The sequence below is a fragment of the Mycobacterium sp. NGS59 genome, from assembly GCF_059812345.1.
Map to the genome: position 1 here is coordinate 238737 of NZ_JCALCN010000001.1, position 25733 is coordinate 264469.

Sequence of the window (25733 nt, forward strand, 5' to 3'; positions counted from 1 at the left end):
CTTCGGAAAACTCGACAGTGGTCGATGAATCGCTGGACATGATCACCGATTCGCTGCTGACCGCCTCCCGTTTGCTCGTGGCGATCTCGGCACGTTCCATCGCGCAGGTCGACGAGACCATCACCATTGCGCAGTTCCGCACGCTGGTGATCCTGTCCCACCGCGGCCCGGTGAACCTGGCCACGCTGGCCACGCTGTTGGGCGTGCAGCCCTCGGCAACCGGCCGGATGGTGGACCGCCTGGTCGGTGCCGGGATGATCGATCGCCTGCCGCATCCGACCTCGCGCCGGGAGTTGCTCGCCGCGCTGACCAAACGTGGTCGGGACGTCGTTCGCCAGGTGACCGCGTACCGGCGCAAGGAGATCGCGCGCATCGTCGAGCAGATGCCGCCCGCGGAACGGCACGGCCTGGTCCGTGCGCTGACGGCCTTCACCGCTGCCGGCGGCGAACCCGACGCCCACATCGACATCGAAGGCATCTAGCGCGGCGGTCGGGTCGGCCCTTTCTAGACTGACCCGGTGCGCCTCGTCTTCGCCGGCACCCCCGAACCCGCGCTGCCCTCGTTGCGTCGGCTCATCGACTCACCCCAGCACGACGTGGTCGCCGTGCTGACCCGCCCGGATGCGGCCTCCGGGCGACGGGGCAGGCCCGAGCCGTCGCCGGTCGCCCGTGAGGCGCTCGATCGGGGCATTCCGGTGCTGCGACCCTCGCAACCCAACTCCGCCGAGTTCGTCGCCGAACTGTCGGAGCTGGCGCCGCAATGCTGCGCCGTGGTGGCGTACGGGGCACTGCTGAAAGACGGGCTGCTGGCGGTGCCGTCGCGCGGCTGGGTCAACCTGCACTTCTCGCTGCTGCCGGCCTGGCGGGGTGCCGCCCCGGTACAGGCGGCGATCGCCGCCGGGGACACCATCACCGGGGCCACCACGTTCCAGATCGAGCCGAGTCTGGACTCCGGACCGGTGTACGGCGTCGTCACCGAAACCATCCGCCCGACCGACACCGCCGGCGATCTGCTTGCGCGACTTGCGGTTTCGGGGGCGGCGCTGCTGTCGGCGACCCTGGACGGTATCGCCGACGGGTCGCTGACGCCGCAACCGCAGCCGGCCGACGGGGTCAGCCTGGCGCCGAAGATCAGCGTAGAACAAGCCCGGGTCCGCTGGGATCTGCCGGCGCCGGTGATCGAACGGCGCATCCGCGCGGTGACGCCACATCCCGGTGCCTGGACCCTGATCGGCGACCTGCGGGTGAAACTCGGTCCGGTGCAGCTCGACCCGGCGACAGCCCCGAAGTTGCTGCAGCCCGGGAAGATTCACGTCGACCGCAAGGCCGTCTGGATCGGGACGGCATCGGAACCGGTGCGGCTGAACCAGATTCAGCCGCCGGGCAAGAAACCGATGGATGCGGCGGCGTGGGCGCGTGGCGCGCGGCTCGACGACACGGTCACGGCCTCATGAGCCCGGCCCAGGACAAACCGCACCGGAAGCGACCGGACCGCAATCCCCAACGGCCGCAACCGTCTTCGCGCCGGCCGCCCAGACCCCGGCGCAAACCCCTGGACCCGGCGCGACAAGCCGCTTTCGACGCGCTGCGGGCGGTCAGCGAACGCAACGCCTACGCGAACCTGGTGTTGCCCGCCCTGTTACGCGAACGCGGTATCACCGGCCGCGACGCCGCCTTCGCCACCGAACTGACCTACGGCACCTGCCGGACCCGGGGACTGCTCGACGCCGTCATCGCCGCCGCCGCCGGCCGGCCCCCCGACACGATCAACTCGGTGCTGCTGGAATTGCTCCGATTGGGCAGCTATCAACTGCTGCGCACCCGGGTCGACGCGCACGCCGCGGTATCCACCACCGTCGAACAAGCCGGAATCGAATTCGACTCGGCGCGAGCAGGTTTCGTCAACGCGGTGCTACGTAAGATCGCTGACCGCGACGAGAAGTCCTGGGTCGACGAACTGGCCCCGCGCAACGACCCGGTGGGCCGGGCCGCGTTCGTGCACGCGCACCCGCGCTGGATCGCCCAGGCCTTCACCGACGCGCTGGGCGCCGACGCCGGTGAACTCGAGGCGGTACTGGCCGCCGACGACGAACGTCCGCTGGTCCATCTGGCCGCCCGCCCCGGGGTGCTGACCGCCGACGAACTCGCCGCACAGGTCAACGGCACGGTCGGCCGGTTTTCGCCGTACGCGGTGTATCTGCCGGGCGGGGACCCCGCGGCGCTGCCGTCGGTCCGCGACGGTCAGGCCCTGGTTCAGGACGAGGGCAGCCAGTTGGTGGCGCGGGCGCTGACCCTGGCGCCGGTCGACGACGACGCCGGCCGCTGGCTGGATCTGTGCGCCGGACCCGGTGGCAAGACCGCACTGCTGGCCGCACTGGGCGCGCAGACGGGGGTCACGGTGACGGCGGTGGAGCCCGCCCCGCACCGGGCGGACCTGGTGGCGGAGAACACCCACGGGTTGCCGGTGGAGGTGGTGCGGGCCGACGGGCGCGAATCCGGCCTGCAACCGGGCTTCGACCGGGTGCTGGTCGACGTGCCCTGCACCGGACTCGGCGCCTTGCGCCGACGGCCGGAGGCCCGCTGGCGGCGACAGCCGTCCGACGTTCCGGCGCTGGCCCGGCTGCAACGGGAGCTGCTGGCCGCCGCGATCGCGCTGACCCGGCGCGGTGGCGTGGTGCTGTATGCCACCTGCTCCCCGCACCTGGCCGAGACGGTCGGCGTGGTCGCCGACGCGCTGCGCCGCCACCCGGTGCAAGCCATGGATACCCGAGCGTTGTTCGAGCCCGTCGAGTTGGGCGAGGGGCCCTACGTGCAGCTGTGGCCACACCGACACGGCACCGACGCGATGTTCGCGGCTGCTCTGCGCCGCCAGTAAGGTGTCGCTCATGCCTGCTACGGGGGGGCCGCTGATCGCGCCGTCGATCCTGGCCGCCGACTTCGCCCGACTCGCCAAGGAAGCCGCCGCCGTGGACGGCGCCGACTGGCTGCACGTCGACGTGATGGACAACCATTTCGTGCCGAACCTCACGATCGGCCTGCCGGTGGTGGAAAGCCTGCTGGCCGCCACCGAGATCCCGATGGATTGCCATCTGATGATCGACAACCCGGACAAGTGGGCCCCGCCGTACGCCGAGGCCGGCGCCTACAACGTCACCTTCCACGCCGAGGCCACCGACAACCCCATCGGCGTGGCCCGCGACATCCGGGCCGCGGGAGCCAAGGCCGGCATCAGCGTCAAACCCAAGACCGCGCTCGAGCCCTACCTGGACATCCTGCCGCACTTCGACACCCTGCTGATCATGTCCGTCGAACCCGGCTTCGGCGGGCAGAGCTTCATCCCCGAGGTGCTGAGCAAGGTACGCATGGTCCGCAAACTGATCGACGCCGGGGAGTTGACGATCCTGGTCGAGATCGACGGCGGCATCAACGAAGACACCATCGAGGAGGCCGCCGAAGCCGGCGTGGACTGTTTCGTCGCCGGATCGTCGGTGTACGGCGCCGAGGACCCGGCCGAAGCGGTCGAAAAGCTGCGCCGGCAGGCCGCGGCCAAGTCACCTCATCTGAGCGGCCGATGACCGGCCCGAACCTCCCCGAGCAGGTCAAAAGCATCGACGAGGCCATGCGGCTGGCCATCGAGCACTCCTACCAGGTCAAGGGCACGACGTATCCGAACCCGCCGGTCGGAGCCGTCATCGTCGACCAGGAAGGCCGCGTCGTCGGGGTCGGCGCCACCCAGCCGGCCGGCGGCGACCACGCCGAGATCATGGCGCTGCGCCGGGCCGGCGGTCTGGCCGCCGGCGGCATCGCGGTGATCACGATGGAGCCGTGCAACCACTACGGCAAAACACCGCCGTGCGTCAACGCGCTGATCGAGGCGCGGGTCAGCACGGTGATCTACGCCGTCGACGACCCGAACGGCATCGCGGGCGGCGGCGCCGGGCGGCTGACGGCGGCCGGGCTGCAGGTGCGCTCCGGCGTCCTGGCCGACGCGGTCGCGGCCGGCCCGTTGCGGGAATGGCTGTTCAAGCAGCGCACCGGGCTGCCCCACGTGACGTGGAAGTACGCCACCAGTATCGACGGCCGCAGCGCCGCAGCGGACGGGTCCAGTCAATGGATCTCCAGCGAGGCCGCCCGCGCGGACCTGCATCGTCGCCGCGCGATCGCCGACGCGATCGTGGTCGGCACCGGCACCGTCCTCGCCGACGACCCGGCGCTGACCGCGCGGCTGCCCGACGGCTCGCTGGCCCCGCAGCAGCCGCTGCGCGTGGTGGTGGGACGACGCGAGATACCGCCGGAAGCCAAGGTGCTCAACGACGACTCCCGCACCATGGTGATCCGCACCCGCGAGCCCGTCGAGGTGCTACGGGCACTGACCGACCGCACCGACGTGCTGCTCGAAGGCGGTCCCACCCTGGCCGGGGCGTTCCTGCGGGCCGGCGCGATCAACCGCATCCTGGCCTACGTGGCGCCGATCCTGCTCGGCGGCCCGGTGACCGCGGTCGACGACGTGGGAGTGTCCAGCATGGCCCAGGCGCTGCGCTGGCAGTTCGACAGCGTCGAGCAGGTAGGGCCCGATCTGCTGCTCAGCCTGGTAGCTCGGTAGCCGCCGGGGCTTCTTCGGGTTCGAGTGTCTTGCGCTCGGGCGCGGCCGGCGGCTCCTCGGCCTGCTCCTGGCGGCCGCTGATCAGCAACCCCAACAACGCCCCGACCACACAGATCACCACGGTGACCTTGAAGATGTCGCCGTACATCAGCGCGAACGCCTGCAGGTAGGACCCGGCTTCGCGCGGCAGGCCGGCCAGGATCTGGTTGAACCGGTAGAGACCCCACGCGCTGAGCGCGGCCACCCCGATCAACATGCCCGTCATCCGGGCCACCACCACCGCCGCCGAGGCGATGCCGTGCTGAGCCGCCGGCACCACCCGCAGCGCGGCCGAGGACAGCGGCCCGATCACCAGGCCCAACCCGAACCCGGCCACCAGCAGGTCGCTGTGCACCGACGGCACACTGACCAGTCCCAGAATGTCGTGGTGACGCGTCGCCAGGTCGGCTCGCCAATACGAGATCAGCCAATAGCCGCCACCGGCGATCAGCAACCCGACGAACACGACAATGCGGTCACCGACCCTGGTGGCAACCCACCCGCCGAGCAGCGCCCCGACCGGCAGGGCGATCAGGAACCACAACAGCATCGCCGCGGCTTCGTTCTGGGTCTTCCCCAGCACGCCCTGGCCGAACAGCTCCACGTTGACCAGCGTCACCATCAGCGCCGCGCCGGCGCAGACCGACGAACCCAGCGCGGACAGGAACGGCCGGAAGTGCACCCCGGCAGGCTCGATGAGCCGGGTGCGCGCGAAGCGCTCCCACACGAAGAACAACGCCGCGGCCACCACCGCGCCGATCACCAGCGGTAATCCGTAGCTGGGCAACACCTGCTTGCCGTCGGGAGTGGGGTTGTACAGGCCGATCACCGCAAGCCCGAGCGACAGGGCAAGCAGCAGACCACCCACCACGTCGATGCGTTCGGGTTTCGCATCGCGATCGTGCGACGGCAGGCTGAAATGGATCATCAGCATGGCGATCAGGGTCAGCGGCACGTTGACCCAGAACACGTCGCGCCAGTCATGGAACAACCACACGATGAAGATCCCGTACAGCGGACCCAGCACGCTGCCGAGTTCCTGCGCGGCACCGATACCGCCGAGCACCCCGGCCCGGTTCCGCTCTGCCCACAAGTCGGCGCCCAGCGCCAACGTGACCGGCAGCAAGGCGCCGCTGGCGACGCCCTGAATGGTGCGGCCGGCGATGAGGATGTGGAACGCGCGGTTCGGATCGGGATTGACCATGTAGTCGCCGAACTCCGGATTCCAGTTGCCGAGCTTCACCGACAGCGCGGTCACCACCGAACCCACGATGAACAGGGCCAGGCTGGATTGCAGGACGAACTTGCGTCCGAACCGGTCCGAAGCCCGGCCCAACAGCGGCATGGCGGCGATGTAGCCCAGCAAATAGAGCGTGACGATCCAGGTGATCCGTTGCAGCTGGTTCACCGGGATGCCGACGCTGTTCATGATGTCGCGCATGATCGTCACCACGACGTAGGTGTCGAGGGCACCCAGCAGAACTGCGAGACTGCCCGCGCTGATCGCTACTCGTCGTCCCGTACGCATTTGCATCATCGGGTCAGCTCCCCGGCTTCGTGACCTGGACGGTCTGGTTCCAGTTCGACAGGGTCATCTGGACCGAGTTGCCCGAGCCCTTGTCGAGCAGTACCTGCGCCAGATGGTGCTCACCGGCCTCCTGAATCCAGACTGTCGTCGGGATCGGTTCTTTCGCGTTCAGCGGTGCGAGCTTGTTCACGGCCTCGGGGCTCACCTTGCCGCTGATGCGGACCGCGGTCTGCCCGTTGATCGAGTCGCGGCCCTCGGCCTTGGGGTCGCTGAGGTTCGCCAGCAGGTTGGCGACGCCGGTATCCGGGCTCAGAATCGCCGACGGGTCGTAATGCAGGAGGTCGTCGATCTTGCCGAAGTTGGTCCATTGACCCGGCGACAAGGCGGTGGTGTACAGCTCGCCGTCCAGGATCACGAAATCGGCCTCGACCTCGTTGCCGAAGACGATGATCCGCGCGTTGCCCTTACCGGCCGTCGTGGGTGTGGTGGTGAGATCGCCGCTGAGCGTCTTGAGGGGGAGTTCGGCGATTTTGCCGTTCACCGTCAGGACCAGGTGCGCGCTCTTGACGCCTTTGGTGACTTCGACGGACTGGTTGACCAGTGTTTTCGCGTCGGGAAGGGGACCGCCCTTGGGTTTCTTGCTGATCGTGCACCCCGAGACGAGCGTGACGGCGACGCTCAGGACGGCGAGGACGGCTAACAGTCGTCGGGGGGTTTGCATAACGTGCATCGTAGAGGGTGACGATCGGCTGCCCGGGGAGCCAGGCGGGTGCGGGTGCCGGCTCACAGTCATTAACCTGGTGCGATGTTCACCGGAATTGTCGAGGAACTCGGGGAGGTGACCGGCCGGGATGTCCTGGCCGACGCCGCGCGACTGACCATTCGCGGCCCGGTTGTCACCTCCGACGCCGGGCACGGCGACTCGATCGCCGTCAACGGGGTGTGCCTGACGGTGGTCGAGGTACTGCCCGACGGGCAGTTCAGCGCCGACGTGATGGCCGAGACGCTGAACCGTTCGAATCTGGGCGAGCTGCAGCCCGGCAGCCGGGTGAACCTGGAACGCGCGGCCGCGGTCAACAGCAGGCTGGGCGGGCACATCGTGCAGGGACACGTGGACGGCACCGGGGTGATCGTCGGCCGCACGCCCTCTGAGCACTGGGAAGTGGTGCGGGTGGAGATGCCGGCGACGGTGGCCCGGTATGTCGTGGAGAAGGGCTCGATCACCGTGGACGGGATCTCGCTGACCGTGTCGGGCCTCGGTGCGCAACCCCGCGACTGGTTCGAGGTGTCGCTGATTCCCACCACCCGAGAGCTGACGACGTTGGGGTCCGCCCCGGTCGGAACCCAGGTGAACCTCGAGGTCGACGTCATCGCCAAATACGTCGAGCGGCTCATCGCGAAGTGACGCGGCTCAACTGCCGTCGCGAATAACGGGGACCCGCCGGTGGTTCATACTGAGTGCAGGCGAACGCTCCTATCAGCAAGGTGACAACGATGACGAGGTTGGACTCCGTCGAACGGGCGGTTGCCGACATTGCGGCGGGCAAGGCCGTCGTCGTCATCGATGACGAGGACCGCGAGAACGAGGGCGACCTGATTTTCGCGGCGGAGAAGGCCACCCCCGAGCTGGTGGCGTTCATGGTCCGCTACACCTCCGGCTACCTGTGCGTGCCGTTGGACGGCGAGGTCTGCGACCGGCTGGGTCTGCTGCCGATGTACGCGGTGAACCAGGACAAGCACGGCACCGCCTACACCGTTACCGTGGATGCGAGAATCGGTGTGGGAACCGGCATTTCGGCATCGGATCGGGCCACCACGATGCGGCTGCTGGCCGACCCGGCCAGCATCGCCCAGGATTTCACCCGCCCGGGGCACGTGGTTCCGTTGCGCGCCAAGGACGGTGGCGTGTTGCGCCGTCCCGGCCACACCGAGGCGGCGGTGGATTTGGCCCGGATGGCCGGTCTGCAGCCCGCAGGCGCCATCTGCGAGATCGTCAGTCAGAAGGACGAGGGCTCGATGGCCCAGACCGACGAACTGCGGGTCTTCGCCGACGAACACGGCCTGGCGCTGATCACCATCGCCGACCTCATCGAGTGGCGGCGCAAGCATGAGAAGCACATTGAGCGGATCGCCGAAGCCCGGATCCCGACGCGGCACGGTCAGTTCCGGGCCATCGGCTACGCCAGCATCTACGAGGACGTCGAGCACGTCGCGCTGGTGCGCGGTGACATCGCCGGACCCACCGGTGACGGTGACGACGTGCTGGTGCGCGTGCACTCGGAGTGCCTGACCGGCGACGTGTTCGGGTCCCGCCGTTGTGACTGCGGGCCGCAGCTGGACGCGGCGATGGCGATGGTGGCCCGTGAGGGCCGCGGCGTGGTGCTCTACATGCGTGGCCACGAGGGCCGCGGCATCGGCCTGATGCACAAACTGCAGGCCTACCAGCTGCAGGACGCCGGCGAAGACACCGTGGACGCCAACCTCAAGCTCGGATTGCCCGCTGACGCACGCGATTACGGGATCGGCGCGCAGATCCTGGTCGACCTGGGTGTGCGCTCGATGCGGCTGCTGACCAACAACCCGGCCAAGCGGGTCGGTCTGGACGGCTACGGGCTGCACATCATCGAGCGGGTGGCGCTGCCGGTACGGGCGAACGCCGAAAACATCCGCTACCTGATGACCAAGCGTGACAAGATGGGCCACGACTTGGCGGGTCTGGACGATTTCCACGAATCCGTCCATCTGCCAGGTGAATTCGGCGGTGCGCTGTGACGCGCCGGCGCCTATGCAGTGGGTGCGCCGCCCACTTGCGGGGGACGCAGCGATGCTGAGGAGCGGCGCAAAATGAGTGGTGGGGCCGGCATCCCGGACATTCCGGTGCTGGATGCGTCCGGTGTGCGGTTGGGCATCGTCGCCAGCACCTGGCACGGCACCATTTGCGACGCGCTGCTGGCCGGCGCGCGCAAGGTCGCAACCGAGTCCGGCGTCGACGACCCGACGGTGGTACGCGTGCTCGGTGCGATCGAAATCCCCGTCGTGGCACAGGAACTGGCCCGCAATCACGATGCCGTCGTCGCACTGGGCGTCGTGATACGCGGTCAGACACCGCACTTCGACTATGTCTGCGACGCCGTCACCCAGGGGCTGACCCGGGTCTCGCTGGACGCCGCCACCCCGGTGGCCAACGGGGTGCTGACCACCAACACCGAAGCGCAGGCGCTGGATCGCGCCGGGCTTCCCTCGTCCGTCGAAGACAAAGGTGCCCAGGCCGCCGCGGCCGCGCTGAGCACCGCACTGACCCTGCGCGACTTGCGCGCCCGATCATGATGGCCAAACCCGAACCGGGCGAGTGGGAACTGGTGTGCCGTCCCCGATTGACGCCGTTGTTCGCCTACGGCGCGGCGCTCGTCATCCTGGTGACCCACATCGGCGGCGGTCTGATGCTGAAGCGGGGAACCAGCGGGGTGGTCTTCCAGACAGCCGACCAGGTGGCGATGGCGCTGCTCGGGACGGTGCTCGCGGGCGCGGTGTTGTTGCTGACACGGCCCCGGCTACGTGTGGGAGCTGCCGGCCTTTCGGTTCGTAATGTGCTGGGCGACAAGCTGGTTCCGTGGTCCGACGTCGTCGACGTGTCGTTTCCCCTCGGCAGTCGGTGGGCGCGCATCGACCTTCCGGACGACGAGTACATTCCCGTGACGGCAATTCAGGCGGTGGACAAGGAGCGCGCAGTCGCTTCGATGGACGCCGTCCGCGCGCTGCTGGCCCGATACCGTCCCGACCTGGTCCGCTCGCCGGACTGACGCGCCGAACCGCCCGAACGCCCCGGCCGAGCACGGGTGACCCGCCTATTAGCCTGGATGGGTGCCAGATCCCGCCACCTATCGCCCCCCGCCCGGGTCCATCCCGGTCGAGCCCGGCGTGTACCGGTTCCGGGATACGCACGGCCGGGTCATCTACGTCGGCAAGGCCAAGAGCCTGCGCAGCCGCCTTACCTCGTACTTCGCCGACGTCGCCGGCCTGCACCCGCGCACCCGGCAGATGGTGACCACCGCCGCCAAGGTCGAGTGGACGGTGGTCAACACCGAGGTCGAGGCGCTGCAGCTGGAATACAACTGGATCAAGGAGTTCGATCCCCGCTTCAACGTCCGCTACCGCGACGACAAGTCCTACCCGGTGCTGGCCGTCACCCTCAACGAGGAGTTCCCGCGTCTGATGGTCTACCGCGGCCCGCGGCGCAAGGGTGTGCGCTATTTCGGGCCGTACTCACACGCGTGGGCGATCCGGGAAACGCTGGACCTGCTCACCCGGGTGTTTCCGGCCCGAACCTGCTCGGCCGGAGTTTTCAAGCGACACAGCCAGATCGACCGGCCGTGCCTGCTCGGGTACATCGACAAATGCTCGGCGCCCTGCATCGGCCGGGTCAGCGCGGAGCAGCACCGCCAGATCGTGATGGACTTCTGCGATTTCCTGTCCGGCAAGACCGACCGCTACGCCCGCGAACTCGAACAGCAGATGCACGCGGCTTCTGACGAGTTGGACTTCGAGCGCGCCGCCCGGCTCCGGGACGACCTGGGCGCCCTCAAGCGGGCCATGGAGAAGCAGGCGGTGGTGTTCGGCGACGGCACCGACGCCGACGTGGTGGCCTTCGCCGAGGACGAACTGGAAGCGGCGGTGCAGGTGTTCCACGTTCGCGGCGGGCGGGTTCGTGGTCAGCGGGGTTGGATCGTGGAGAAGTCGGCCGATCCCGGCGACACCGGCGCCGAGCAGTTGGTCGAGCAGTTCCTGACGCAGTTCTACGGCGAACAGGCCGAATTAGGTGGTGCCGCAGACGAATCCGTCAACCCGGTGCCCCGCGACGTGCTGGTGCCTTGTCTGCCGTCCAACCACGACCAACTGACCGACTGGTTGTCGGGCTTACGCGGCGCCAAGGTCTCGTTGCGGGTGCCGCGCCGCGGCGACAAGAAGGCGCTGGCCGAAACCGTGCACCGCAACGCCAAAGATGCGCTGCAGCAACACAAGTTGAAGCGGGCCGGCGACTTCACCGCCAGATCCGCTGCGTTGCAGAACATTCAGGAAGCCCTCGGCTTGGCCGAAGCCCCGCTGCGCATCGAATGCGTCGACATCAGCCACGTGCAGGGCACCGACGTCGTCGGCTCGCTGGTGGTCTTCGAGGACGGCCTGCCCCGCAAATCGGACTACCGGCACTTCGGGATCCGGGAAGCGGCGGGGGAGGGCCGCTCGGACGACGTGGCGTCCGTCGCCGAGGTCACCCGGCGACGGTTCTGGCGGCACCTCAGCGAGCAGAAGGACCCGAATCTGCTGTCCCCGGAGGGCAAGTCGCGGCGCTTCGCCTACCCGCCCAACCTCTACGTCGTCGACGGCGGCGCCCCGCAGGTCAACGCCGCCAAAGCCGTGCTCGACGAACTCGGCATCACCGACGTCGCCGTCATCGGGCTGGCCAAACGGCTCGAAGAGATCTGGGTGCCCGCGGAGCCGGACCCGATCATCATGCCGCGCAACAGCGAGGGCCTCTACCTGTTGCAGCGGGTGCGCGACGAAGCCCACCGGTTCGCCGTCGCCTACCATCGCAGCAAACGATCCAAGCGGATGACGGCCTCGGCACTGGACTCCGTGCCCGGCCTCGGCGAGCACCGTCGCAAGGCGCTGGTCACCCACTTCGGGTCGCTGGCCCGCCTCAAAGAAGCCACCGTCGACCAGATCACCGCCGTTCCCGGTATCGGCGTGGCGACCGCCACGGCGGTCCTGGAAGCTCTGGCGCCGACACCGCCGGCACCGCAGCCGGAATCCCGATCGGACGAGGAGGGGCCCCCGAATTGACCACTGACGACGCGCCGGCCGGCATCGACGTCGTGCTGGTGACCGGGCTCTCGGGCGCCGGGCGGGGCACCGCGGCCAAGGTGCTGGAGGACCTCGGCTGGTACGTGGCCGACAACCTGCCGCCCCAATTGATCACCCGGATGGTCGATTTCGGGCTGGCCGCCGGATCCCGCATCACCCAACTCGCGGTGGTGATGGACGTGCGGTCCCGCGGCTTCACCGGCGACCTCGACGAGGTGCGTAACGAACTGGCGACCCGCAACATCACTCCGCGGGTGGTGTTCATGGAGGCCTCCGACGACATGTTGGTCCGCCGCTACGAGAACAACCGGCGCAGTCATCCGCTGCAGGGGGAGCAGACCCTGGCCGAAGGGATCGCCGCCGAACGCAGGATGCTGGCTCCGGTGCGCGCCAACGCGGACCTGATCATCGACACCTCGACGCTGTCGGTGCGAGGTCTGCGGGAAAGCATCGAGCGCGCGTTCGGCAACACCACGGCCGCGACCACCAGCGTCACCGTGGAATCCTTCGGATTCAAATACGGGCTGCCGATGGACGCCGACATGGTGATGGATGTCAGGTTCCTGCCGAACCCGCACTGGGTGGACGAACTGCGCCCGCTGACCGGCCAGCACGAGGCGGTCCGCGACTACGTCTTGCGCCAACCCGGCGCGGCGGAGTTCCTGCGGACCTACCATCAGTTGCTGTCGCTGGTGGTCGGCGGCTATCGGCGGGAGGGTAAGCGCTACATGACGGTCGCGGTCGGTTGCACGGGCGGCAAGCACCGCAGCGTGGCGATCGCCGAGGCGCTGATGGGATTGCTGCGGTCGGATCCACAGCTGGCGGTGCGGGTGCTGCACCGGGATCTGGGCCGCGAGTGAGCGCCCCGATAGCGCAGAGCATCGTCGCGCTGGGCGGCGGGCACGGCTTGTATGCGACCTTGTCGGCGGCCCGCCGGCTGACCCCGTACGTCACCGCCATCGTGACCGTCGCCGACGACGGCGGCTCGTCGGGCCGCCTGCGCAGCGAGCTGGACGTGGTGCCGCCGGGTGATCTGCGAATGGCGTTGGCGGCGTTGGCTTCCGACAGTCCGCACGGACGGCTGTGGGCGACCATCATGCAGCACCGCTTCGGCGGCAGCGGCGCGCTGGCCGGGCATCCGATCGGCAATCTGCTGCTGGCCGGGCTGTCCGAGGTGCTGGCCGATCCGGTGGCGGCGCTCGACGAGATCGGACACATCCTCGGCGTCAAGGGCCGGGTGCTGCCGATGTGCCCGATCGCGCTGCAGATCGAGGCCGACGTGTCCGGCCTGGAGTCCGACCCGCGCATGTTCCGGTCGATCCGCGGCCAGGTGGCGATCGCGACGACCCCGGGCAAGGTGCGCCGGGTGCGGTTGCTGCCCGCAGATCCGCCGGCCACCCGGCAGGCCGTCGACGCCATCATGGCCGCCGAGCAGGTGGTCCTGGGACCCGGTTCCTGGTTCACCAGCGTGATCCCGCACGTGCTGGTCCCCGGTCTGCGGGAGGCGTTGCGGGCCACCGCCGCCCGCAAGGCCCTGGTGCTCAATCTGGTGGCCGAACCGGGGGAGACCGCCGGGTTCTCGGTGGAACGCCATCTTCATGTGCTCGTCCAGCACGCCCCGGAGTTCACCGTGGACGACATCATCATCGATGCCGAACGGGTGCCGAGCGATCGGGAGCGCGACCAACTGCGCCGCACCGCGACGCTGCTACAGGCGGAGGTCCACTTCGTCGACGTCGCCAGACCTGGTACACCTTTACATGACCCGGGCAAGCTGGCGGCAGTCCTGGACGGGGTGCGGGTGCGCGGCAAGGCTCGTCTCGAGGACCCCACGGGGCTCGGAGTGGCGGCCACGACAGAGCTGCCGATTGACGGTGACCGTCGGGAACGAACCAAGGGGTGACGACGCGTGGCGATGACGACCGAAGTCAAGGACGAGCTGAGCCGTCTGGTGGTCAAGTCGGTCAGCGCGCGCCGTGCCGAAGTCACGTCGCTGCTGCGGTTCGCGGGCGGGTTGCACATCGTGGCCGGGCGTGTGGTCGTCGAAGCCGAGGTCGACCTGGGCAGCATCGCGCGCCGGCTGCGCAAGGACATCTTCGACCTCTACGGCTACAACGCCGTCGTGCATGTGTTGTCGGCCAGCGGGATTCGCAAGAACACCCGATACGTGCTGCGGGTCGCCAGTGACGGCGAGGCGTTGGCGCGCCAGACCGGTCTGCTGGACATGCGCGGGCGTCCGGTACGCGGGCTGCCGGCGCAGGTGGTCGGCGGCAGCGTCGCCGACGCCGAAGCAGCTTGGCGGGGAGCGTTCTTGGCGCACGGGTCGCTGACCGAGCCGGGTCGGTCCTCGGCGCTGGAGGTCAGCTGCCCGGGGCCGGAGGCGGCGCTGGCGCTGGTCGGTGCGGCGCGCCGGCTAGGGGTCAGCGCCAAGGCGCGGGAGGTGCGCGGCGCCGACCGGGTGGTGGTCCGCGACGGCGAAGCGATCGGCGCGCTGTTGACCCGGATGGGGGCTCAGGACACGCGGCTGGTCTGGGAGGAACGCCGGCTGCGCCGCGAGGTCCGGGCCACGGCCAACCGGCTGGCCAACTTCGACGACGCCAACCTGCGCCGTTCGGCGCGTGCGGCGGTGGCGGCGGCCGCCCGGGTGGAACGCGCCCTGGAGATCCTGGGCGACACCGTTCCCGACCACCTGGCCACTGCCGGGCGGCTGCGTGTCGAGCACCGGCAGGCCTCGCTGGAGGAACTCGGCCGGCTGGCCGACCCGCCGATGACCAAAGATGCTGTGGCGGGCCGTATTCGGCGGCTGCTGTCGATGGCTGACCGCAAGGCGAAAGTGGACGGCATCCCCGACACCGAGGCGGCGGTGACGCCGGACCTGCTCGAGGACGCCTGACCGACGGTTCGCGTCGCGCGAGCGTCCCCAAAATGCCAGAAAACCGGTGCTTTGCCGTACATTTTGGGGCCCCTCGCGGGTATCGGCGTGCTCCACGCCTTCGGTGCGTGACACCGGAAGCCCTCGGACTGACACCGGAAGCCCACGGACTCACGCGAGAGATAAAGTCCGACGCGCTGTGAGATTTGCCGAGGTTGCTGGCTTCGGCGGGTGGCTGCGGGCTACGGTCGTTGGATGAAACGGCTCTCGAGTGTTGACGCGGCGTTCTGGTCGGCAGAGACCGCCGGCTGGCACATGCACGTCGGTGCGCTGGCGATCTGCGACCCAAGAAAAGCGCCTGACTACAGTTTCCAGCGTCTGCGGGAACTGCTCATCGAGCGATTGCCGGAGATCCCGCAGCTGCGCTGGCGGGTCGAGGGTGCACCGCTGGGTCTGGACCGGCCGTGGTTCGTCGAGGACGAGGAACTCGACATCGACTTCCATGTCCGCCGTATCGGTGTCCCGGCGCCCGGCGGGCGGCGCGAGGTCGAGGAGCTTGTCGGCCGGCTGATGTCCTACAAGCTGGACCGCTCCCGGCCGCTGTGGGAACTGTGGGTCATCGAAGGCGTCGAGGGCGGCCGCATCGCGACGTTGACCAAGATGCATCACGCCATCGTCGACGGGGTCTCGGGAGCCGGGCTCGGCGAGATCCTGTTGGACGTCTCGCCGGAACCGCGCCCGCCGCAGAAGGAGACGGTCGGCTTCGTCGGGTTCACCATCCCCGGTCTGGAGCGCCGCGCGCTCGGCGCCCTGGTCAACGTCGGCGTCATGACCCCGTTCCGCATCGCCCGGTTGGTGGAGCAGACGGTGCGTCAGCAGATCGCCGCGCTCGGTGTCAGCACCCGACCGCCCCGCTATTTTGACGCGCCCAAGACCAGGTTCAACGCGGCGGTGTCACCGCATCGGCGTATCACCGGCTGCCGCGTCGAGCTGGAGCGGGCCAAGAAGGTCAAGGATGCGTTCGGCGTCAAGCTGAACGACGTCGTGCTCGCGCTGGTGGCCGGGGCGGCGCGGGAATACCTGCAGAAGCGTGACGAGCTGCCCTACAAACCGTTGATCGCCCAGATCCCGGTGTCCACCCGCACCGAGGAGAACAAGTCCGACGTCGGCAACCAGATCAGCTCGATGACGGCGTCGCTGGCCACCGACATCGACGACCCGGGTGAGCGGCTCCTGGCGATCCACGAAAGCACCCGCAGCGCCAAGGAAATGGCCAAAGCGCTGTCCGCGCACCAGATCATGGGGCTGACCGAGACCACGCCGCCGGGCCTGCTGCAGTTGGCCGCGCGCACGTACACGGCTTCGGGCCTGTCGCGCAATCTGGCGCCGATCAACCTGGTCGTGTCGAACGTGCCCGGTCCGCCGATCCCGCTCTACATGGCCGGCGCCAAGCTCGACTCGCTGGTCCCGCTCGGGCCTCCGGTGATGGACGTCGCGCTCAACATCACCTGCTTCTCCTACCAGGACTGCCTGGACTTCGGGTTCGTCACGACGCCGGAGGTGGCCAACGACATCGACGAGATGGCCGACGCCATCGAACCGGCGCTGGCCGAACTGGAGCGGGCCGCGGGCCTGTAGCTGCCCAGCTAATCCTTCGCCGAGTTCTTCGTCACGTACACCCAGGACAGGAACCGGGCGACCGCCTCGGCGGACTTGTTCGCCCGCGGGGACTCGAAGATGTCGAAGGCGTGTTGTGCGTTGGGTAACTCCGCGTAGGCGACCGGCGACTTGGACACCGCACGCAACTCCTCGACGAACTCGCGGGCCTCTTCCACCGGGATCAGCGAGTCGTCGGTTCCGTGCAACACGAAGAACGGCGGCGCGTCCGGACCCACGTAGGTGATCGGGGACGCGTCGACGTAGATCTGCCGGTGCGTGCTGAGTTTCTTCTTGACGACCAGTCGCGCCAGCACTTCCAGGAATTCGCCCCGTCCCGGCTCGTCGATGGAGAACCAGTCGTAACGGCCGTAGAACGGGACCGCCGCCACCACGGAGGTGTCTGCGTCTTCGAACCCGGGCTGGAACTTCGGATCGTTGGGCGTCAGGGCGGCCAGCGCCGACAGATGCCCGCCGGCCGAACCACCGCTGATCGCAACGAAATTGGGGTCGCCACCGTAGTCGGCGATGTTCTCCTTCACCCACGTCAGCGCCCGCTTGACGTCGACGATGTGGTCCGGCCAGGTGTGCAACGGCGAGACGCGGTAGTTCATCGACACACACACCCAGCCGCGCGAAACCAGGTGTCCCATCAAGGGATACGCCTGCGGACGGCGCCACCCGATCATCCAGGCGCCGCCGGGCACCTGTAGCAGCACCGGGGCCTTGCCGTCCTTGGGCAGGTCGCGGCGACGCCAGATGTCGGCCAGGTTGGCCCGCCCGTGCGGCCCGTAACGCACGATGTTCTCTTTGTCCACATAGCGTCGCCGGGCACCGGTGGACCGAAGCGGCGGATTGCGGCGGCCGGATCGCTCGGCGATCTCGGTGGGCAGGTCGCGAAGTTCGTCGGCGTAATCGGCTCCGAGTTCTTCGGTCAGCGCGGACTCCAGCACCGGTCCGGGAGTCTTGACGCCGCGGTAGCCGATCACGCCCAGCATCACCCAGGACGCGGCCGTCAGCGCCAACGCCAGCTTCCCTTTCGGTCCGGCGAAATCACCGCGACGGCCGCGACGCACCGCGTCCAATGCCGACACTGCGCCGTACAGCGCCGGCACCTCCGAGGTCGGCCAGCCGAACCAGAACACCGTCGGGGCGGCCCAGGGGTTGCGGGTGATCGGCCGTAAACCGTTGGCGGCGTTGACGAATTCGACCGCGCCGCGGGTCAGCGGCCGCGGGCGGCGCAGTTGGGTCAGCAACGGACGGAGGTTCACGAGCCGCTCGCTTTCTCCTTGAGTTCGTTGCGCAGGATCTTGCCGGTGCTGCCGCGTGGCAGTTCGTCGAGCACGGTGATCTCGCGGGGCACCTTGTAGTTGGCCAGGTTGTCCCGCACGTGCTGTTTGAGGGTTTCGACGTCGGCGTTGGCGCCCGGCTCCAGGACCACGAAGGCCGCCAACCGCTGGCCGTACTTTTCGTCGTCCACGCCGATCACCGATGCTTCGGCCACCTCGGGATGGGTGGCCAGCGTCTTCTCCACCTCGATGGGATAGATGTTCTCGCCACCCGAGACGATCATCTCGTCGTCACGGCCGACGACGAACAGCCGGCCGTTCTCGTCGAGGTAACCGACGTCGCCCGACGACATGAACCCGGCGTGGAAATCTTTGGTCTTGCCGGATGTGTACCCGTCGAACTGGGTGTCGTTGTGTACATAGATGGTGCCGGTCTCGCCGGTGGGCAATTCCTGAAAGTCGTTGTCCAGGATACGAATTGTGGTTCCGCCGGCCGGTTTGCCCGCGGTGTCGGGGGCGGCGCGCAGGTCCTCCGGCGTCGCGGTGGCGATCATGCCGGCCTCGGTGGCGTTGTAGTTGTTGTAGATCACGTCGCCGAACTGGTCCATGAACGAGATGACGACGTCGGGTCGCATCCGGGAACCCGACGCCGCGGCGAACCGCAACGAGCGCCCGCTGTACCGGTTGCGGACCTCGTCGGGCAGCTCCATGATGCGGTCGAACATCACCGGCACCACCGCCAGGCCGGTGGCCTGGTGGCGGTCGATGAGATCCAGCGTCGCTTCCGGGTCGAACTTGCGACGGGTGACGATCGTGCAGGCCAGCGACGCGGCGAAGATCAACTGCGAGAAGCCCCATGCGTGGAACATCGGGGCGACGATCACGATCGTCTCCTCAGCCCGCCACGGGGTGCGGTCCAGAATCGCCTTGAGCGTGCCTACTCCGGCATTACCGCCAGATTGCTTGGCGCCCTTCGGTGTTCCGGTGGTGCCCGAGGTGAGCAGGATGATCTGGCCCTTGCCGCCGTCGCGCCGTGGTTGTTGGCCGATGTGCGCTGTGATCAGTTTCTCGACAGTCACGTCGTGCTCGGAGTCGGTCCACGCCAGGATGCGGACGGTGTCCGGCCGGTCGGCCACCGCGCGGTCGACCGTCTCGGTGAACTCCTCGTCGTAGATCACCGCGTCGACGCCCTCGCGGTTCACCACTTCGGCGAGTGCCGGTCCGGCGAAAGACGTGTTGAGCAACAGCACGTCGGCGCCGATCCGGTTGGCGCCCACGACCGCTTCGACGAACCCGCGATGGTTGCGGCACATGACGCCGACGACCTTGGGCCGGCCCGACGGCAGCTGCTGCAGGGCCGCGGCCAGCGCGTTGATCCGCTCGTCCAGTTGCCGCCACGTCAGCGTGCCCAGCTCGTCGATCAGGGCGGGACGGTCCGGACAGCGCTGCGGTGCGCCGGCGAAACCCGTCGTCATGCCCATGCCCTCGCGACGCATGGCAAGAATCATCTTCACGTAGCGGTCGGGGCGGATCGGCGCGATCATTCCCGCGCGCGTCATGGTGCGGACGACTCCGAGGACCTCTTCGATTCGAGATGCCATGGCTCAGCCCAGGATCGGGAATCGACGCTTGGCGGCGAGCTCGTTGAGACCCGCTTGCATCACCGACCGCACGTGCTCGTCGACGGCCTCGATGTCGGGGTCTTCGCCGAACTCCTTGGTGATGTCGATCGGTGCCAGCACCTGCGTCACGATCTTGGACGGTAGTGGCAGGTTGGGCGGGATCGGACTGGTCAGGCCGAACGGAAAGCCGATGGACAGCGGCAGGATGTCGCTGCGCAGCAGGCGCTTTAACCCGAGTCGCTGGGCCAGCCAGGTGCCACGGGTCAGATACAGCTGGGTCTCCTGGCCCCCGATGGAGACCATCGGGATGATCGGGACTCCGGCTTCGATGGCGGTGCTGACGTATCCCTTGCGGCCGTTGAAGTCGATGACGTTCTCGGCAGCCGTCGGCCGGTAGGCGTCGTAGTCGCCACCGGGGAACACCACCACCACGCCGCCCGAACGCAACGCCTTGGCGGCATTCTCCCGGTTGGCCCGGATGTAGCCGACCTTGCGGAAGAAGTCGCCGGTCGGGCCGGTGAACAGGATGTCGTGGCTCAATGTCAACACCGGACGGTCGTAGCCGAACTTGTCGTAGAAATCGACGCTGAAGATCGGCACGTCCATCGGGAACTGACCGCCGGAATGATTCGCCACCACCAGGCCGCCACCGGGGGGGAACGAATCCAGGCCATGCACCTCGCTACGGAAGTACGTCTTCAACATCGGGCGCATGACCGAGATCATCCGCTGGGTCATGCCAGGGTCGAATTTGCCGATGTCGTCTTCGCTCACTGAGGCTCCTTTGCCGACGAGTTCCTAGATCGTAGCGAGCGCCCCGAGGCACCGGCAGCCACGTCACCGGCATCCCGACGAGCGCGGCGCGCTGGTCACCGCAGCGGGCGGAGCTGCGAGCGGCGAAAACCTTCCCGTCGTGCGCCCGGTGCGGGCACAGTGGTGGTGACGGTTCTGCGGAAGGGGCCCAGAGATGGCTGATCCGGACACCGAATCCCACGGTCAGCTGTCGGTGATCGCGCGGCAGATGGAGATGATTCGCGACGAGTTCGTCACCGAGTTGTTCGCCACGATGAAAAAAGAGATCCCCGGCCTGGACTACGACAGCCGAATGCTGGCGTTGTGGCGGGGGAGCCTGACCGAGAACATGGTTGCGGGCATCCACTACCTGGAGCGAGATCCGCCCGAACCGTTCCTGGAAGCTCCGGCGGCCGCTCTGGCCTACGCGCGGGCCGCGGCACAACGCGATGCCCCGCTGTCGGCTCTGGTTCGAGCGCACCGCATCGGGCACGCACAGTTCCTACAGCAGGCGATGCAGTTCGCTGCCCTGATGGAACCCGCCCAGCGGATGCCGGCGGTGATCGAGCTGGTCAACCGCTGCTCGCGCTTCGTGGATGTGGTCGGTGACCAGCTGATCGTGGCCTACGAGCAGGAACACGACCGCTGGGTGAGCCGCCGTAGCGGACTGCAGCAGCAGTGGGTGACCGACGTGCTGTCCGGCACCCCGATCGACGTCCAGCGCGCCGAGATGGTCTTGGGGTACCCGTTGCACGGCGCGCACCTTGCGGCGGTGCTGTGGGCGGACGCCACCGTGACCGCCCACGACGTGGCGGCGATGTTCGACAAGGCCGGGTCGATGATGGCGGGTGAAATGGGTGCCGCGGGACGCTACCTGATGGTGCCGACCGACGAGCGCGAGGCCCGCCTGTGGTTTTCGCCGCTGCCCACCGGGGAAACCGTCCCGGCCGACCCGGTGCGGCTGCGTGCGGCGTTCGAGTCGGCCCGCATCGATGCGAACCTCGCGTGCGGGCGGGTCGAGCACGGACTGGACGGCTTTCGGACCTCGTTGCGGCAAGCCGAACGTGCCAAGACGGTGGCGCTTGCCCGTGGTGACCATCCCCGCCAACGGGTCGTCTGCTACGGCGACGTCGCGCCGATCGCGTTGATGGCCAGCGACCCAGAAGAGCTGCAACGGTTTGTCGCCGACGCGCTGGGCGCCCTCGACACCGACGACGAACGCAACCGCTGGTTGCGCGAGACGCTGCGCGAATTCCTGGTCCGCAACCGCAGCTATGTGGCCACCGCTGAGGCAATGACCCTGCACCGCAACACAATCCAGTATCGGGTCAGCCAGGCGATGAAGCGCTGCGGACAGGACTTCGACGACCCCGTTGCCGTGTTCAGGGTGCAGATGGCGCTCGAGGTCTGCCGGTGGATGGGTCCGACGGTGTTGCGCGGGTCCACGTCGTGAGCACGTTCGTGCTGCGCGCACAAAAGAGGTGGTGAGCTTCGGCGTCGCGACACATGGTATCGGCACGATAATGGACGTTATCGTTCCTTCGTGGACGTCTCGGCTCTCCTGCGCGCGCACCAGCCCGGTGCGCTGTTCTCGCGGAACGTGGGCGTCCATCAACGCCGGGTCGGTGACGAAAACAATTACCATGCAGAGAATTTCGTGCCGTCACCGCCGCCGCAACCGCCCGGGCCGGCCGCCCCCCGATATGCCGCCGAGCCGCTCGTGGGGGATCGGCGTCAAGGCGAGTATTTTCTCGCCCTGTTCAGGCTGAACCTGCGACGCATCGACTACCGGATCGAGAAATGCCGCGCCGCGATCACCTATTCACAGGCCGCCGGCGACATCGAGAACGTCATCGGATTCCGCGACCTGCTGCGGCTCGAGCAGCAGGAGCGGCGGGCGGTCGAAGCGATGATCGTGAATCTGCAGCGACGCTTCCCCGGCCCACACTCCGAAGCTCCGTGATCTGCCCGGCCGGCCGGTAGTTCCGCCGATCGGGCCGCCGCCGGTCCGAGTAGGCATTGCCCGGCCCGATACATTTGGACCCACTGCGTGCTACCTCGGAATTGGAGCCGTCATGGGATTCATGTCACCAGACCTTCCAGACGTCGATCGCGACACCTGGCCAAGCCTGCCGCGGGCCGAACGCCTGCAGGTGGTGACCCGGCACTGGGCCGAGAACGGCTTCGGCACACCGTATGCCGTGTACCTGATCTACCTGCTGAAGATCATCCTGTACGTCGCCGTGCCCGCCGCCGTCATCTCCCTGACTCCCGGCCTGGGCGGCCTGGGCAACATCGCCCAGTGGTGGACGCAGCCCATCGTCTACCAGAAGTTCATCGTGTTCACCCTGCTCTTCGAGGTGCTGGGTTTCGGTTGCGGGTCCGGGCCACTCACCGGTCGCTTCATGCCACCCATCGGTGGATTCCTGTATTGGTTGCGTCCCAACACAATTCGTCTCCCACCGTGGGGCGACAAGGTCCCGTTCACCCGCGGTGACTCCCGTTCCATCGCCGACATCGTGCTCTACGTTGTCGTACTGGCCAGCGGGGTGTGGGCGATGCTGGCACCCGGAGACGGGCCGATCGGCAACGACGGTGATGTGGGTCTGCTCAACCCCGTCCTGGTGATTCCGATCATCGTCGCGCTGGCACTGTTAGGGCTGCGCGACAAGACCATTTTCCTGGCCGCGCGCGGCGAGCACTACTGGCTGAAGTTGTTCGTGTTCTTCTTTCCGTTCACCGACCAGATCGCGGCGTACAAGCTCATCATGCTGTTGCTGTGGTGGGGAGCGGCGACCTCGAAGCTCAATCACCACTTTCCCTACGTCGTGTCGGTGATGACGAGCAACAACGCCCTGCTGCGCAGCAAACTGTTCACCCCGCTCAAGCATCGGCTCTACCTCGACCCTGTCAACGACCTGCGGCCCACCGTGATACCGAAACTGATGGCCCATGTCGGCGGCACCACCGCGGAATTCGTGGTCCCGACGATTCTGGTTTTCGTCGCCGGTGATCAGCCCTGGCGCTGGTTCCTGATCGGGTTCATGGTGATCTTTCACCTCAACATCCTGTCCAACCTCCCGATGGGAGTTCCGTTGGAATGGAACGTGTTCTTCATCTTCTCGCTGTTCTACCTGTTCGGTCACTACGGCTCGGTCCGGGCCACCGACCTCCACTCGCCGCTGCTGCTGGCGCTGGTGCTGACCGCGGCCGCGGTCGCGGTGGCGGGAAATCTGTTCCCGGCCAAGATTTCCTTCCTGCCCGGCATGCGCTACTACGCCGGGAACTGGGCCACCAGTGTGTGGTGTTTCGGCCCCGGCGCGGAGGAAAAGATCGACGCCGAAGTCGTGAAAAGCTCTGCGCTGGTGGTGAATCAGTTGGCCAGGCTCTACGACCCGGCGACCGCTGAGATCATGGCGGACAAAACCGCCGCGTTCCGTGCCATGCACACCCACGGTCGGGCGCTCAACGGGCTGCTGCCCCGCGCGATCGACAACGAGGCCGACTACAAGATCCGCGAAGGTGAGATCGTGGCCGGCCCGCTGGTCGGCTGGAACTTCGGCGAGGGCCACCTGCACAACGAGCAACTGCTCGAGGCGGTCCAGCGTCGGTGCAACTTCGAGGAGGGCGAGGTCCGCGTCGTCGTCCTCGAAGGTCAACCGATCCAGCATCAGAAGCAGTGGTATCGGATCTTCGACGCCAAGACCGGTCTGATCGAGGCGGGTTACGTCAACGTCGCGGACATGCTCACCCGCCAGCCGTGGCCGGAGCCCGGCGACGAGTTCCCCGTCCACGTCACCACCCAAACATCCTCTCCCGCATGACTTCCGCGGTCGTCGTCGGCGCCGGGCCCAATGGGCTGGCCGCCGCGATACAGCTGGCCCGTCAGGGCGTGGACGTGCAGGTGCTCGAGGCCGACGACACCATCGGCGGGGGAGCGCGCTCTGGTGAGTTGACGGTGCCTGGGGTCATCCACGATCACTGCTCGGCGTTTCACCCGCTCGGCGTCGGTTCACCGTTCTGGCAAGAGATCGACCTGCAGAGTTACGGCTTGACGTGGAAATGGCCGGAGGCCGACTGCGCCCATCCGCTCGACGACGGCACGGCCGGTGTGTTGTACCAGTCGATCACCAAGACCGCCAAGGGACTTGGACCCGACCGCAGACGGTGGCGGGCCGCGATCGGCGGTCTGGCGAAAGGTTTCGACAGCCTGGCCGAGGACCTGCTGCGCCCGGTGCTGCACGTGCCGCGCCATCCGCTGCGCCTGGCGCTGTTCGGTCCGCGGGCGGTGCTGCCCGCGACGGCGGTGGCCGGCTGGTTTCGCACCGAGCAGGCGCGCGCCCTCTACGGCGGCGCGGCCGCGCACGCCTACACCCGGTTGAACCGCCCGCTGACCGCTTCGCTGGGGCTGATGATCCTGGCCAGCGGCCACCGGTACGGCTGGCCGGTCGCCGAAGGCGGGTCCGGTTCGATCACCCGCGCGCTGGGGGCGGCGCTGCAGGCGCACGGCGGTCGGGTGACCACCGGCGTGACGGTGACCAGCCGCCGCGACATCCCCAACGCCGACGTCGTAATGCTCGACCTGAGCCCCGCGCAGGTGCTGCAGCTCTACGGCGATGCGATGCCCACTCGGATCAAGCGGTCGTATCGGCGGTATCGGGAAGGGTCGTCGGCGTTCAAAGTCGACTTCGCGATCGAAGGCGACATCCCCTGGACGAACCCCGACTGCGGGCGGGCCGGCACGGTCCATCTGGGTGGCAGCTTCGACGAGATCGCCGACACCGAACTGCAACGCGCGCAGGGCACCATGGTGCCGCGACCGTTCGTCCTGCTCGGCCAGCAGTACCTGGCCGACCCGTCCCGATCGGCGGGCAACATCAACCCGATCTACGCCTACGCCCACGTGCCGTTCGGCTACACCGGAGACGCCACCGCGGCGATCGTCGACCAGATCGAACGATTCGCGCCCGGATTCCGGGAGCGCATCGTCGCCACCGTCAGCACCGGCACCGCCGAGCTGCAGGCGCACAACCCCAGTTTCATCGGCGGCGACATCATCGGCGGCGCCAACGACCGGCTGCAGATCATCTTCCGGCCGCGGATCGCCCTCGACCCGTATGCGATCGGTGTCCCGGGCATCTACCTGTGTTCACAATCCGGCCCACCGGGCGCCGGCATACACGGATTGTGCGGCTATCACGCCGCCGAATCGGCGCTGCGGTGGTTGCGGCAGCGACACTGACGTTCGCGGTGGCCGAATTGTAACTAATCTTCGGTCGAAAAACACGGGGTGCGCGCTTTTCGAACGGTTCGGCCAACCAGCATCGCTATTGTAAGCCCGCCGAATTGACGCGCAATTGCGACGGTAATGTGATCAATCGCGGTATTGCGCTGCATTTCCGGATGCGCATTTCTTCAGCGCACGCTTCGGCGCGCGAATATGCCGCGACGGCAATTTCTGCGCCTGGTGCAA

22 protein-coding genes and 1 pseudogene are annotated in these 25733 nt (G+C 67.9%); 18 read left to right on the forward strand and 5 right to left on the reverse strand.

The window, feature by feature from the left end:
* Window positions 1-38 precede the first annotated feature (38 nt).
* The 5 genes from AC5Y46_RS01060 to ribD are packed head-to-tail and all read left to right on the forward strand — an operon-like array spanning window position 39 to window position 4603.
* Window positions 39-482: a MarR family winged helix-turn-helix transcriptional regulator gene (locus AC5Y46_RS01060; RefSeq protein WP_499944601.1), complete on the forward strand. Its 444-nt coding sequence runs from the start codon at window positions 39-41 to the stop codon at window positions 480-482.
* Window positions 483-518: 36 nt separating this feature from the next.
* Entirely contained in the window at window positions 519-1454 is a 936-nt protein-coding gene (fmt, locus tag AC5Y46_RS01065; RefSeq protein WP_499944508.1) for a methionyl-tRNA formyltransferase, read from the forward strand.
* On the forward strand, window positions 1451-2875 hold the full coding sequence (locus AC5Y46_RS01070; protein WP_499944509.1) for an RsmB/NOP family class I SAM-dependent RNA methyltransferase: 1425 nt from the start codon (window positions 1451-1453) through the stop codon (window positions 2873-2875). Before fmt ends, AC5Y46_RS01070 begins: the two co-directional genes overlap by 4 nt.
* Before the next feature lies 1 nt (window position 2876).
* Window positions 2877-3575: a ribulose-phosphate 3-epimerase gene (gene rpe, locus AC5Y46_RS01075; RefSeq protein ID WP_499944510.1), complete on the forward strand. Its 699-nt coding sequence runs from the start codon at window positions 2877-2879 to the stop codon at window positions 3573-3575.
* Window positions 3572-4603 carry a bifunctional diaminohydroxyphosphoribosylaminopyrimidine deaminase/5-amino-6-(5-phosphoribosylamino)uracil reductase RibD gene (gene ribD, locus AC5Y46_RS01080; protein WP_499944511.1) on the forward strand — a complete coding sequence of 344 codons (1032 nt, stop codon included), beginning with the start codon at window positions 3572-3574 and terminating at the stop codon, window positions 4601-4603. The genes rpe and ribD overlap by 4 nt, the downstream gene beginning before the upstream one ends.
* Here the strand turns inward: ribD and AC5Y46_RS01085 are convergent.
* Window positions 4584-6170 (reverse strand): MFS transporter, encoded by a 1587-nt coding sequence (locus AC5Y46_RS01085; protein ID WP_499944602.1) that lies wholly within the window; start codon window positions 6168-6170, stop codon window positions 4584-4586. The two genes, ribD and AC5Y46_RS01085, sit on opposite strands and share 20 nt — an antisense overlap.
* A gap of 13 nt (window positions 6171-6183) precedes the next feature.
* The gene (locus tag AC5Y46_RS01090) at window positions 6184-6891 is read right to left on the reverse strand and encodes an LppX_LprAFG lipoprotein (RefSeq protein ID WP_499944512.1); all 708 of its coding nucleotides are present in this window, start codon (window positions 6889-6891) and stop codon (window positions 6184-6186) included.
* 84 nt (window positions 6892-6975) lie between these two features.
* Here AC5Y46_RS01090 and AC5Y46_RS01095 point away from each other — a divergent pair, with 84 nt between their 5' ends.
* The 9 genes and pseudogenes from AC5Y46_RS01095 to AC5Y46_RS01135 all read left to right on the forward strand — a co-directional run bounded on the left by AC5Y46_RS01095 (window position 6976) and on the right by AC5Y46_RS01135 (window position 16539).
* Complete coding sequence (locus AC5Y46_RS01095; protein ID WP_499944513.1) at window positions 6976-7575, forward strand: riboflavin synthase; 600 nt, start codon at window positions 6976-6978, stop codon at window positions 7573-7575.
* 89 nt (window positions 7576-7664) lie between these two features.
* A complete protein-coding gene (locus AC5Y46_RS01100; protein ID WP_499944514.1) occupies window positions 7665-8942 on the forward strand; it encodes a bifunctional 3,4-dihydroxy-2-butanone-4-phosphate synthase/GTP cyclohydrolase II in 1278 nt (425 codons plus the stop codon).
* A 72-nt stretch (window positions 8943-9014) separates the two neighbouring features.
* Window positions 9015-9497, forward strand: a complete 483-nt coding sequence (gene ribH, locus AC5Y46_RS01105) for a 6,7-dimethyl-8-ribityllumazine synthase (RefSeq protein WP_499944515.1) — start codon at window positions 9015-9017, stop codon at window positions 9495-9497.
* Window positions 9497-9970 carry a PH domain-containing protein gene (locus AC5Y46_RS01110; RefSeq protein WP_499944603.1) on the forward strand — a complete coding sequence of 158 codons (474 nt, stop codon included), beginning with the start codon at window positions 9497-9499 and terminating at the stop codon, window positions 9968-9970. The genes ribH and AC5Y46_RS01110 overlap by 1 nt, the downstream gene beginning before the upstream one ends.
* A 61-nt stretch (window positions 9971-10031) precedes the next feature.
* On the forward strand, window positions 10032-12008 hold the full coding sequence (uvrC, locus tag AC5Y46_RS01115) for an excinuclease ABC subunit UvrC (RefSeq protein WP_499944516.1): 1977 nt from the start codon (window positions 10032-10034) through the stop codon (window positions 12006-12008).
* The gene (gene rapZ, locus AC5Y46_RS01120; protein ID WP_499944517.1) at window positions 12005-12889 is read left to right on the forward strand and encodes an RNase adapter RapZ; all 885 of its coding nucleotides are present in this window, start codon (window positions 12005-12007) and stop codon (window positions 12887-12889) included. The genes uvrC and rapZ overlap by 4 nt, the downstream gene beginning before the upstream one ends.
* Before the next feature lie 8 nt (window positions 12890-12897).
* Window positions 12898-13948, forward strand: a pseudogene (gene yvcK / locus AC5Y46_RS01125) (uridine diphosphate-N-acetylglucosamine-binding protein YvcK).
* A complete protein-coding gene (gene whiA / locus AC5Y46_RS01130) occupies window positions 13945-14922 on the forward strand; it encodes a DNA-binding protein WhiA (protein WP_499944604.1) in 978 nt (325 codons plus the stop codon). Before yvcK ends, whiA begins: the two are co-directional and overlap by 4 nt.
* A gap of 234 nt (window positions 14923-15156) precedes the next feature.
* On the forward strand, window positions 15157-16539 hold the full coding sequence (locus tag AC5Y46_RS01135; protein WP_499944518.1) for a WS/DGAT/MGAT family O-acyltransferase: 1383 nt from the start codon (window positions 15157-15159) through the stop codon (window positions 16537-16539).
* 8 nt (window positions 16540-16547) lie between these two features.
* On the opposite strand, the gene AC5Y46_RS01140 is transcribed toward AC5Y46_RS01135, so the two are convergent.
* The 3 genes from AC5Y46_RS01140 to AC5Y46_RS01150 are packed head-to-tail and all read right to left on the reverse strand — an operon-like array spanning window position 16548 to window position 20206.
* The gene (locus tag AC5Y46_RS01140) at window positions 16548-17828 is read right to left on the reverse strand and encodes an alpha/beta hydrolase fold domain-containing protein (protein ID WP_499944519.1); all 1281 of its coding nucleotides are present in this window, start codon (window positions 17826-17828) and stop codon (window positions 16548-16550) included.
* The gene (gene fadD12, locus AC5Y46_RS01145) at window positions 17825-19447 is read right to left on the reverse strand and encodes an acyl-CoA ligase FadD12 (protein ID WP_499944520.1); all 1623 of its coding nucleotides are present in this window, start codon (window positions 19445-19447) and stop codon (window positions 17825-17827) included. Before fadD12 ends, AC5Y46_RS01140 begins: the two co-directional genes overlap by 4 nt.
* Window positions 19448-19450: 3 nt before the next feature.
* A complete protein-coding gene (locus tag AC5Y46_RS01150; protein WP_499944605.1) occupies window positions 19451-20206 on the reverse strand; it encodes a 1-acyl-sn-glycerol-3-phosphate acyltransferase in 756 nt (251 codons plus the stop codon).
* Window positions 20207-20435: 229 nt separating this feature from the next.
* On the opposite strand from AC5Y46_RS01150, the gene AC5Y46_RS01155 reads away from it, so the two are divergent.
* From AC5Y46_RS01155 to AC5Y46_RS01170, 4 genes are all read left to right on the forward strand, one after another.
* A complete protein-coding gene (locus AC5Y46_RS01155; RefSeq protein ID WP_499944521.1) occupies window positions 20436-21713 on the forward strand; it encodes a PucR family transcriptional regulator in 1278 nt (425 codons plus the stop codon).
* Between the two features lie 90 nt (window positions 21714-21803).
* The gene (locus tag AC5Y46_RS01160) at window positions 21804-22223 is read left to right on the forward strand and encodes a hypothetical protein (protein ID WP_499944522.1); all 420 of its coding nucleotides are present in this window, start codon (window positions 21804-21806) and stop codon (window positions 22221-22223) included.
* 112 nt (window positions 22224-22335) lie between these two features.
* The gene (locus AC5Y46_RS01165; RefSeq protein ID WP_499944523.1) at window positions 22336-24084 is read left to right on the forward strand and encodes a DUF3556 domain-containing protein; all 1749 of its coding nucleotides are present in this window, start codon (window positions 22336-22338) and stop codon (window positions 24082-24084) included.
* Window positions 24081-25502 carry a phytoene desaturase family protein gene (locus AC5Y46_RS01170; RefSeq protein WP_499944524.1) on the forward strand — a complete coding sequence of 474 codons (1422 nt, stop codon included), beginning with the start codon at window positions 24081-24083 and terminating at the stop codon, window positions 25500-25502. The genes AC5Y46_RS01165 and AC5Y46_RS01170 overlap by 4 nt, the downstream gene beginning before the upstream one ends.
* Window positions 25503-25733: the final 231 nt, after the last annotated feature.